7 protein-coding genes are annotated in these 12,081 nt (G+C 50.8%); 6 read left to right on the forward strand and 1 reads right to left on the reverse strand.

Annotation, left to right across the window (positions count from 1 at the left end; genetic code table 11):
• Positions 1–189: 189 nt before the first annotated feature.
• Entirely contained in the window at positions 190–1,590 is a 1,401-nt protein-coding gene (rlmD, locus tag BMW93_RS27890; RefSeq protein ID WP_090384220.1) for a 23S rRNA (uracil(1939)-C(5))-methyltransferase RlmD, read from the reverse strand.
• A 64-nt stretch (positions 1,591–1,654) separates the two neighbouring features.
• On the opposite strand from rlmD, the gene BMW93_RS27895 reads away from it, so the two are divergent.
• The 6 genes from BMW93_RS27895 (at position 1,655) to BMW93_RS27920 (ending at position 12,069) form a co-directional block, all read left to right on the forward strand.
• Entirely contained in the window at positions 1,655–3,862 is a 2,208-nt protein-coding gene (locus BMW93_RS27895) for a gliding motility-associated C-terminal domain-containing protein (RefSeq protein WP_090384223.1), read from the forward strand.
• A 443-nt stretch (positions 3,863–4,305) separates the two neighbouring features.
• Positions 4,306–7,701: a SusC/RagA family TonB-linked outer membrane protein gene (locus tag BMW93_RS27900; protein ID WP_090384225.1), complete on the forward strand. Its 3,396-nt coding sequence runs from the start codon at positions 4,306–4,308 to the stop codon at positions 7,699–7,701.
• 42 nt (positions 7,702–7,743) lie between these two features.
• Entirely contained in the window at positions 7,744–9,429 is a 1,686-nt protein-coding gene (locus BMW93_RS27905) for a SusD/RagB family nutrient-binding outer membrane lipoprotein (RefSeq protein WP_090384227.1), read from the forward strand.
• Between the two features lie 322 nt (positions 9,430–9,751).
• Positions 9,752–10,162 (forward strand): Rrf2 family transcriptional regulator, encoded by a 411-nt coding sequence (locus BMW93_RS27910; protein ID WP_090384230.1) that lies wholly within the window; start codon positions 9,752–9,754, stop codon positions 10,160–10,162.
• Positions 10,163–10,229: 67 nt separating this feature from the next.
• Entirely contained in the window at positions 10,230–10,883 is a 654-nt protein-coding gene (locus BMW93_RS27915) for an NAD(P)-dependent oxidoreductase (RefSeq protein WP_090384232.1), read from the forward strand.
• A 529-nt stretch (positions 10,884–11,412) separates the two neighbouring features.
• Positions 11,413–12,069, forward strand: coding sequence for a hypothetical protein (locus BMW93_RS27920; RefSeq protein ID WP_090384235.1), 657 nt, complete (start codon positions 11,413–11,415; stop codon positions 12,067–12,069).
• The last annotated feature ends 12 nt before the right edge of the window (positions 12,070–12,081 follow it).

A 12,081-nucleotide genomic window follows, 5' to 3' on the forward strand; every position in this document is an offset into this window, starting at 1 on the left:
CCGACCGGCTTTGCGTGATGGTGCGGTCAGAGACCGCGTGACGCTCGGACGTAGTCCCAGACTACGCCCAACTAGAAACTTGACCACACCTGACCAACCCTAACCATTTCCCAACTAGAAACTTGACCACACCTGACCAACCCTGACCATTTCCCAACTAGAAACTTGACCACCCCTGACCATTTCCCCTTAACCACGCCTCACCAGCAACGCGACGTTTTCAACATGATGCGTGTTCGGGAACATATCAACCGGCTGCACGCGCGTCACTTCATAATCTTCGGCCATTAATGCCAGGTCGCGCGCCTGCGTGGCTGTGTTGCAACTCACGTACACGACGCGGTCGGGGGCAGCTTTGAGGATCGTTTCAACTACGGGTACATCCATTCCGGCGCGTGGTGGGTCGGTAATGATCACGTCGGGGCGGCCGTGCGTGTGCAGGAAACTTTCGTTCATGATCGCGCGCATGTCGCCCGCGAAGAAAGATGTATTGGTAATGCCGTTCAATTCGGAGTTAATGCGGGCATCTTGTACGGCTGCTTCGACGTACTCCACACCTACCACTTTCTTCGCGCTGCGGGCTACGAAGTTCGCGATGGTACCGGTTCCCGTGTAAAGGTCATATACCGATTCCGAGCCAGTCAGCTGCGCGTAGTCGCGTGCCACGCTGAACAGCTTGTAAGCCTGCTCCGAGTTGGTCTGGTAGAACGATTTCGGCCCCACGAGGAATGTCAGGTCCTCCATCGTTTCGCGGATCACCTTCTCGCCTGCGTAATGGATCACGTCCTGGTCCTGGTAGGAATCGTTTCCTTTCAGGTTCACGATGTAATTCAATGAGGTAATTTCCGGATGATTTTTATCCAAAAATTCCATCACTTCCGCGATAATTTCGTCGTTTTGCGCTCCAAATTGCACGATCACCATCACGTCGCCAGAATTGGCTGTACGGATGATCACGTTGCGCATCACGCCTACATTAAAACGTACGTCGTAATAAGGATACCCTTTTTCCTCCGAAAAATGGTGCAACGAGTTCCGGATCGCATTCGAGGGGTCCGGTTGGAGGTGGCAGTGATCTACCGTGAATATCTTGTCGAAACGCTTCGGCACGTGAAAGCCCAGTGCTGTCTTGGTAAATGGCAGTCCTGAAACGAGCTGTTCCTTCGTGAGCCAGCGCCAGTTCGAGAAAGTGAATTCCAACTTATTACGGTAATATTCAGTCTTAGGGGCAGCGAGAATCTCGTTTATCTCAACAGTCCTGATCTTTCCTATCCTTTCGAAATGATCCACTACCTGCTGCCTTTTGAACCTGAGCTGATGTTCGTAGCTGATATGCTGCCATTTACAGCCCCCGCAAACCCCGAAATGCTCGCAATAGGGTTCCGTACGTAAAGCCGATTGTGAATGGATTTTGGTAACGATCGCCTCCTTCAATTTCTTCTTCGTACGAACGACCTGAAGATCGACGATGTCACCGGGAGCCACATTACCTTCTACAAAGATTACGCCATCTTCCGATTTAAATATACATTTGCCTTCTGCCGCAAAATCGGTAATTTCAACGTATTCGTACTTGTTACTCTTAGACATTATTTCCTGTTTTAATTACTAATCCCAATATCCTATCGGATCAATTTTACTGCCGCATCATTCCATGAAAAAACGGTTCATCTTATTTATTCTGATGCTGTTTGCCATTTGCGAAGCCAGTGCTACGCATATTGTCGGCGGGCAGCTCTTCATCACGCAAAACCAGGACAGTTACTACAACTATAACATGGGCCTCACGATGTATTTCGATGCCCTCAATGGTAATCCCGGCGCAGAAGATCCGTTTGTCACGATTTATGTATTCAGAAAGCGCGACAATGTGCTTATTGGCACCCTTGAAGCCCCAAAAATAGAACGAAAATCGGTCAACTACGCAAACCCGCTCTGCGGAATCTCTACATTGCAGACCTGGCAGATCACTTACGGCTCCGCCGTGCACCTCACGCCGACGGATTTTGCCGACGCACAGGGCTATTATATGGTATGGGACCGGTGCTGCCGTAACGGGACGATCACGAACATCCAGGCACCCGGCGACGCGGGCAGTCTCTTCTACCTCGAATTCCCGCCGCTTTTCAAGAATAACGCCAATTTCAAGAACTCCTCACCGGTTTTTCCGGAGATCAAGGGGGATTATGCCTGTGTAAATTCGCCGTTTTTGTTCAATTTCGGTGGTACCGATGCCGACGGCGACAGCCTCGTATATTCGCTCATCACGCCCATGCAAGGCTATGCCGACAAGGCCAACCCGAGCGCACCGGCCCGCGGCTCGTCCAACTACCCGCGCCTGACATGGATAGACGGTGTTTCGGTTAACAATATGATCCCCGGACCTGATCCGCTGAAAGTGAACAAATCGACCGGAATGCTGTCCGTCACAGCCGGCTCGGTGGGCTTGTACGTATTTGCCGTGCAAGTCGAGGAGTACCGGAATGGCGTGAAAATCGGGATGCTTACGCGTGATTTTCAACTCAAAGTGGTCGACTGTCCGAAAATGGATCCGCCGAAATTATTGTTCAAACCCAAAGGCAGGAATACCTATTACACTGAAAACGAGATCATAACAGTTAAAAAGGATGACCCGAACTGCTTCGAAGTACTGGTAACCGACCCGACGGTAAACCAGATAGTTGCGGTCGATGGCAAAGCAGTCAACAATTCGAAGGACTATTTCACTGTACTTCCCGCCCAATTCACGACACGGGTACCCAACGATACGCTCAAATTCCAGATTTGCCTCGAAGAATGTTTCGTGACATACGATAACCGACCGATCAAAATCCAGCTCGTCGCCCAAGATGGCAGCTGTCCATTCCCGCTCACCGACACGCTCAACATTTACATTCGCCGCGAAAACAGCGGCAATAATGCCCCTACCGTTACCACCTCGCTCCCGGGCGACTACGTACACGTGACCGCGGGCGTGCCTGTGACTTTCGATGTGTATGGGAAAGATCCCGACAAGGATAATCTGGCGCTGTCGGGCCGCGGCCAGGATTTCAATATGACCGACATGGGTATGGATTTCAAACCCGCCACGGGCCAGGCCAACGTGCAGCAAAAGTTTACCTGGATACCGCCATGCAATGCCAAAAAGGGCGACACGCTTGCCGTGGATTTCAAAGTGGAAGATATGCGCTGCGAAGGCAACCCGATGCCCGTTTCGAAACCGGTATATTTCATCGTCGACGAATCGCCCAACCGGCCACCGGCAGTGAAAACCTCATTGCCCGTTCAGGAGATCACGTACCAGATTGGTACTTCGCCGGGCATTACGTTCGATGTGCTGGCGTCCGACCCCGACACGAATATGATCGTTCTGACGGCCGCCGGACGCGGGTTTGACATGAAGGGGGCCGGAATGATTTTCGAGGCGAAAACGGGCATAAAATCGGTCACCTCACCTTACGCCTGGAACCCCGAATGCTCCGTACTCAACGGCCAGGCCGAACAAACCTTCATGGTCGACTTCGTGACCCAGGACAAAAGCTGCGCCGCCGCCACCGACACCACGACGGTGAAGGTTACGATCAAAGACAATGGCGCGACTCCCTTCCCCGAATTCCCGAATGTGATCACACCCAATGGCGACGGCAAGAACGACTGCCTGGTATTCGACGAACTACCTATCGACAACTGCAACGACTACTTCAAGGACATCACCGTGTTCAACCGGTGGGGTAAGCAAGTCTACTATTCCAGGGTTAGACCCGACAACTGGTGCCCCGACAAGATCTCCGGTGGCTACTACTACTTCGTCGTTCAATACACCAAACGCACCTACAAAGGCGGACTCACAGTTCTTAAATAGCTATTAATCAAACAAATATCCCTTGACATTTAATATGAATGTTAAGGGATATTTGTTTTAAATGAAGTTAGCTAATCATACGTGTAGTATGAATTATTAGTTTATAAAATATTATACTTTTAATACAAAATATTAATACTATATAATTATAAATTATAAAATGTAAAATACATCTTATATTAATAATAAGTATAATACTTTTAATATAAACTGTATTGTTTGTACTTAAATTAAGTACCTAACATTCCCTACTTCATAAGTATCCGCACCAGCATGCAACGCTTCTCGAATTGCCACGTCTTTTAAAAAGATAAAAAAATATCCCTATATTAATAAAAAATCTTATTAATTTATCCTGTACTTTAAGCCCAGTAATTCTATCAACTAATGCACCTTTTTCTACACAATTAAAATCACTGCTCGTACCTCAAAATCTAGTTTCTATGAAGAAAATGTACCTTCTGCACAGCGCGTACTTATTACACCTGCTGTGCCTGATCCTCGGAAGTAGTCTCTCGGTTCATGCCCAGAATGTCAGGGTGACCGGCGCCGTCACTTCCGCCTCCGACAACTCGGCGCTCGTCGGCATATCCGTCCTCGTAAAAGGCACCAATAACGGCACTACGTCCAATGCCACGGGCGAATATGCGATCAACGCCCCCTCCGGCGGAACGCTCGTATTCTCGTTCGTCGGCTTTGAAAAGCAGGAAGTACAGGTCAATAACCAAAGCGTGATCAATGTCGTCCTGAAAGAAGATAACCAGCAGCTTAATGAAGTAGTGGTGACTGCGTTGGGCGTTAAACGTGAGAAAAAACAACTCGGCTACACGGTTTCGGAGATTGCCGGTGCCAAAATGGCCGCTACCAACGAGCTGAGCCCTATCAGCGCATTGCAGGGCCGCATTCCCGGCGTGCAGATCGACCAGGGCGCGGGCGGGTTGATGGGTAATACCAAAATTCTGATCAGAGGCAACTCTACGCTCGGTGTCAACAACCAGCCCATTTTCGTCGTCGACGGCGTGATCCTCGACAACGATGTGTACGACGGCAGCAGCGGTCCGCGCGACTTCGGGAACTCGCTCAAAAACCTCAATATGGAGGATTTCGAGAGCGTTTCGGTGCTCAAAGGTTCTGCCGCGGCGGCATTGTACGGCACGCGGGCCATCAACGGGGTCATTCTGATCACCACCAAAAAAGGTGCCCAGCGCAAAGGCCTCGGCGTAAGCGTTTCGCAGACTTTCAATATGCAGAAACCCTACCGCGGCCCCGATTTTCAGAACGAGTACGGCGGCGGCACCGTGGGTGCTTTCTTCACCGACACCCGCGACCCGAATTATAAACCCGACGAAAGCTGGACCACCAAGGTATTCCCTACCAATGCGCAGGGCCAGCCGTACATCGACCGCCAGGTGAACCGCGAACTCGAAAACTGGGGCCCGCGCTTCGCTAATCAGCAAGTAGTGGATTATGACGGCAAAATGACGACCTACCAGGCCTATCCGAACAACTATCTCGACGCATTCCAGACCGGCAAAGGCAGCCTGACGAACGTGGCGATCGATGGCGGAAACGAACGCTCGACATTCAGGTTCTCCTACAACCGGGTCGATAGCCGGGGTATCAATTTTAAAAACAACCTCGACAAGAATGCATTCAACCTGCGCGCGACGCAAAACCTGAACAAATTCCTCGTAGCCGACGTAACCGCCGATTACACCACCACGGAAGGCACCAACCCGCCGTCGCTTTCGCTCAATAATTACATCTGGATTTTCCCGCGCAACTACAATACCAACTACTGGATGCAGCGTGCGAACTACCTGGGTTACAAGGGCGGCCTGCGCAATGTGAGCGACGTAAACGAGCCGAACTTCGTCCCCGGCGCCGATTACTGGTTCAATATGTTCGAAAACGATTACAGCCAGCGCGAGCAAATGGTACGCGGGCGCCTTGCCCTCACCGCTACCGTTACCGACTGGCTCAAATTGCAGATCGAAGGCAATTTCAACAACCTGTACACCAAAAGCGAAATCAAGGAACTCGGCCAGGGCATCAACTTCACGGGCGGGCGTTACGCGCTCGGGCATTCGACGAAGCAGACGAATTTCATGAAGTGGCTCGCGATTTTCAATAAAACCATTACCAAAGACCTCGATTTCAACGGTTACGTCGGCGGAGAATCGCAACAATACAGCCTGTCGTTCAACAATGCGGAAACGGTAGGCGGGCTTTCTTATCCCGGCAATTTCTTCCTGGCCAACTCCGTACAATCCCAAAAATCGGAAGGCGGTATCAAAACACGCCGGTCGTATAAGTCGCTGTACGCCAGCGCCGATTTCGCCTGGCGTGAGCAACTTTTCCTGCAAACTACCTGGCGCGGCGACTGGTCGTCGGCATTGACGTATTCGAACGGTTCGGGAAACAATTTTTACAATTATCCTTCGGCGAGCTTGTCCTGGATTTTTACCCAATCATTCCACTCGTCATTGCCCAACTGGCTAACTTATGGAAAGTTAAGGGGAAACCTGGCGGCATTGGGTGGGGATATCGAACCATTCCTGCTTAACCCGGGCTTCAAATTCGGCGGTTATACCAATGCCGGGGGCTTCGGCGACCAGGCGTTGTCGACATTCAGCGCGCAATCGACCCTGCAAACGAATATCAAGCCGCTGCGGAAGATCGCCAAGGAAATTGGTTTGGAAGTGAAGGTGCTGAACAACCGGTTGGGACTCGATCTTTCGGTGTACCGCGACAACTCGCGCAACCAGCCGATCCCTATTTCGGCAGCCATCGAGACTGGTGTGAACAGCATTCTGATCAATGCGGGCAACATCCAGAACACCGGTATCGAAATCGCGCTCGACGCGACGCCGATCAAAGTCGGCTCTTTCACCTGGAACAGCACGGTTACTTTCTCCCGTAACCGAAACAAGATCATCGAGTTATACGGCGACCGTGAATATTATGCATTGGCAGACGAATCCGGCGGCGGCAACGACCTGATCCCTTATGCCAAAGTAGGCGGTACTTACGGCGTGATCCGCACCAAAATTGCGGCGGCACGCTTCCAGGGCACCGATGCCAACGACCCGCGCAATGGGTTACCGATCCTCTCGTGGCGCGGCGATGCGCGCGCGGCATTTCCGGCTCGCAGCAACGAATGGAAGGATGTCGGGGATATCAATGCCAAATTCCGTGGCGGATGGGATAACACATTCACCTACAAAAGATTATCGCTCAATGTGTTGTTCGATGCCAAAATCGGCGGGGATATGATCATTACCTCGCTGCGCTACGGAACCCATACCGGCGTTTTCAAAAACACCCTGCAAGGCCGCGACGCGGACCATGGCGGGATCGCATTCACGAGCAAGTTTGACGGCAAATCCTATGACGACGGCATCCTGCCCGAAGGCGTTTTTGCAGCCGGACAAACCATCACACAGCCCGATGGCTCGAATGTCAACGTCGGCGGTATGACCTTCAAGGAAGCCTACGAAAACGGGCTCGTCGAACCAACGCATTTGCCACAATACAATTACCGCTACGGTTCCTTCTCGACCGCGGTGGGCGATTACTGGATTTCCGAAAACTCGTGGATTTCACTGCGCCAGGTTTCGCTCAGCTACCAGTTCCCGCAGTCGCTTTGCGAGAAAATCAAGCTCAATGCACTGTCGATCAACCTCGTAGGCCGCGATTTGCTTTACCTGTACAACACATTACCCCTGAACTTCAATCCGGCATCGAATTTCTCGAACAGCACCGCAGTACAGAAAGAAGTCGGTTTTATACCGCCGATGACCCGGGCGTTGGGCATTACGCTTCGCGCCGCATTCTGATGTAACCGGTTCCAGTTCAGACATTTTAAAATGAAACTTCCAATGAAAAATATATTAACCAAATGCGCCGCCGGTACCGTTCTTGCCATCGGCCTCCTGTGGGCGACTTCCTGCGAAAAGGATTTCGGCGACATCAATACCGACCCGGCCATTGTGCTCAACCCCGATCCCAAGTTCCTTTTTACCCATTCGCTCAACAGCCTCGAATCGTACCAGGGCACCGAATGGATCTGGGAAAACCTCGAACAGCTCCTGCGCTTTTCGCAGCACCTGACGACCGATCCATACGAGCTTTCGACGAATATCAACTCGCGCTATTCGGCTTACTATTCCAATATTCTGCCTAACCTGGTGGAAATCCGCAAGCAGATCGACATGAAATCGGATAAAGACCGCTTCCGGAACATGCGTGCGGCCACGTACATCGTGGGCGTACTGCACGGGCTGCGCGTGACGGACATGAACGGATCTATACCTTACACTCAGGCTATTAAGGCCCGCGACGAGCAGAATTACACGCCGGAATACGATACACAGAAGACGCTCTACGATACCTGGCTGACCGAATTGAACGAAGCGATCACCGCATTGAGCGCCAGTCCGGAGAACCAGGAAGGCTTCGGCAATGCGGATATCATTTACCATAGCGACTGGGCGAAATGGGTGAAAGCGGCCAATACCCTCAAATTGCGGATTGCGCTTCGCTACGAAGGTCAGGATAAGGCCAGAACGCAGCAGATCTACAAAGAAGTGGCCGACAATGCGATCGGGCCGATCGTCGAGGATGCCGACCAGTTCGCCTATCTCGATCCCGACTGGGGCCCGGTGGGTGGCGATGTCGATTACCGGAGCACGCGTTTCGCCACGAAGTCGATCATGACGTTCCTGAAACAGACCAAAGACCCGCGCCTGGCGATCTATTTCAGCCCGAATGATCTGACTGCCAATGCATTGGATTCACTCAAAAAATATAACCAGGCATTGCCCGCATTTATCGACCCGAAAGATCCGCAGATCCGGTTCCAGGGCGGCCCGGCGGACTGGACGACTAATCCGACCGTCGCGCAATACTACAAAAACCCGCTCAATGCGGGCAGCAACAAGTACGTGGTGATGTCGACGATCAACAAGGTATTCTTCGCACCCACCCGCAACGGCGGTAAAGGCACCTTCCACGATTACATGATCACCAGCGCAGAAGGCTGCTTCTACATTGCCGAACTGATCCAGAAAGGCTACGGAACCGGCACGAAAATCACCGGTACGGCAGAAGATTGGTACAAAAAGGGCATCGCGTCGTCTATGCGGACGATGAATTCCATTGCCCAGGCCGCCCTTTCCACAACCGGATTATCGGCCAATGCTGACGCCGAGATTGCCGCTTACCTCGCATTACCGCAGGTAAAACTGAACGGTACCAACAACCTCGAACGCATTTACATCCAGGAATACCTGAACTTCATGCGCCTGCCAACGGAAGCATTCACGTTCGTGCGCAGGACAGGTTATCCCAAAAACAACTCGGCCTATTACCCCCGGGACGTGTTTAACGAGGCCATTCCGCGCCGCTACTGGGTCGACGAGCCGCCACTCGGCACCAACAATGCCAACTGGCTGAAAGCGCAGACAGAGCAAGGATTTACGCCTAACGACCGTACCGCGGCTACTCTGAACAGCCAGCGGTTGTGGTTTGACAAGAATAACCCGGCGTTCGGCCAGGGAATTTAGAGGGAAGCAAAGAAGAGCGCATTGCAACGACAGGAGGCCCCGCTGGGGCCTTTTGTCGTATACATCGCCGGGTGTTGCAACAAACAGGGAATGCCTCCGGCATCTGCACAACGTCCCATTACCCCTGTCGATCAACATTAGCCGCGGAGCGGCATCCTGTTTATAGCAAGCATATACCGAAAGTCTTGTAAGACCCCGTCGGGGTCTCCTACGCCCGATCAAAAATGGCGCGATGGCATTCCTTCGTGACTTCCTAATCGAAAAAACTTGTATCTCACAAAAAAGTGTCGCACCTTTGTACTGTAATAATAAAAGTTACAGTATGAACAGCGGCCGTTTTGCCATTTCCGTACACATTCTCACGCTATTAACCTTCTCGGAGGACGAATGGAAGTCGTCCGAGTATCTGGCGGGTAGCATTAATATTAATCCCGTACTCGTCAGGAAAGAGCTGGGTAATCTCCGCGAACGCGGCCTGGTGCTTAGTAAGGAGGGAAAATCGGGCGGGAGCCGACTGGCGAAACCTGCGGATCAGATTTTCATGTCGGAAGTATATGAGGCTGTAAAACAGAAGGATTTGCTTGGAAAAGGTATCAACTCCCCTAACCCGGCCTGTCCGGTCGGACGGATGATCAACGACCACCTCGATAGCCTTTACGACGATGCGGAAAAGACTTTGCTCGCCAGTCTGGGAAAAGTATCGCTGTCGGAGTTTTGTAAAAAATTCGACTGATTTTTTTACTCAAAACTGTAACATTTATTATTTCAGATTTAAATATCCATCTCAAAAACAAATACTTATGAAAATTGCATTGATCGGCGCCACCGGATTTGTAGGCACCCATGTTTTGACAGAACTCGTTTCGCGCGGCCACCAGGTTACCGCCATTGCCCGCAATACCGACAAAATCGACACCAGCAACGACCTCGTCACCGCAAAAGCAGCCGATGTAGCGAATGCGGACGAAGTTGCCGCGGCCGTAGCCGGCCATGACGCTGTGATCAGCACGTTCAATGCGGGCTGGACCAACCCTAATATTTACAATGATTTCATCGCCGGCGCGAAAGCCATTCAGGCGGGTGTGAAGCAGGCAGGCGTGAAACGCTTCCTGACGGTCGGCGGCGCGGGCAGCCTGGAAATCAAACCGGGCCTTCAATTGGTGGACACGCCCAACTTCCCCGAAGCTTACAAACCCGGCGCCACAGCAGCACGCGATTACCTCAATATCCTGAAAACCGAAACAGAACTCGATTGGACTTTTCTAAGTCCGGCGATCGAGATGTCCCCTGCGCATCCGGGCGAGCGGACAGGCCAGTACCGCACCGCGCTAGACGCTCCAGTGTTCGATGAGCACCACCACAGCAGGTTGTCCGTAGAAGATACCGCCGTCGCGATCGTCGACGAAATCGAGCAAGGCAACTTCATCCGGAAGCGTTTTACAGCTGCTTATTAGTAAAATACTTATAAACAGGCAGTATCTTACTGTTTGTATTTACAGTATTAAACTTATAATACTATTTAAATATATTTTAAGTACTAAAAGTATAATTTCATATTATAAGTTGATAATCCGCTAATATTATCAAAAGGTATATACTTATCATACTAATGTAAAGTATCTACCTTTTTTTCCTTATCATATCTTATTATTTTCAACATAGTACACTCCTTTTTCAGCATATCATATTTAAAAAAAGTAAATGACTTTTATTACTTTCTATACTTTTAAGGTGTTATACTTATCAATCATTAAATACTTTCGATATTTATTTTAATATGAAATGTATTTAAAGTATAATACATTTACCAAAAATAACCACTGATTTACAGATACTTAAACCGTAAAATAAATAGTCCTGGCCGGTTGCCATCATCGGATCTACCACTACTCATTTTTCGCCCCTACCCGACCGTCAAGCCGTCGTCTCACGCAATAAGATCGATTTTTGAGTTATTTTGCATTCGTAAAATCTGTTGAAACCATGGCTGCAAACAATACATTATCATCATCGGATCAGCTTGCCAAGCTGTCGTCAAGTACATTAAAGGAGAAAACCGGACGCGATTGGGCGGAATGGATTGAATGGCTCGACAACCTCAAATCCGACGGAAGGACTCATAAGGACATCGTGACATTGCTGACAGATCATGTGGAGAGCACGTGGTACCGCCAGAAAATTGCCCTGGGGTACCGCGAAGCAACCGGTCAACGGCAGCTGGGGGAGCTCCTGTCCGGCTACGAGGTGGGTGTTTCCAGAACATTCCCAGTCTCGGCTAAGAAAGCCTGGGAACTGATCGCCTCAGAAGAAGGGCTGTCTACCTGGCTCGGCGCGCTCGCAGACGGCCGCATAGGCGCCGCCGAATCATTCTCAACCCGGGACGGTATTATCGGCACGATTACCGTCTTCGAGCCGGGCTCGCATTTCAGGATGGCCTGGAAGCCGGAATACTGGCGTTATAACTCAACCTTGCAAGTGCGCGTAACCGGTAGCAAGAGCAAAAGTGCCGGAAAAAGCGTGATTAGTTTTCACCATGAAAAGCTTCCCAGGGCAGCCGACCGCGACGCGATGAAACGGCATTGGGAAGAAAAACTATCCGATCTGGCTCAAATAATTAAGGGAAAATCAGGTTCTTTGTAGCCCGATTTACAG

Source organism: Dyadobacter sp. SG02 (assembly GCF_900109045.1).
In the GTDB taxonomy this organism is placed as follows: domain Bacteria; phylum Bacteroidota; class Bacteroidia; order Cytophagales; family Spirosomataceae; genus Dyadobacter.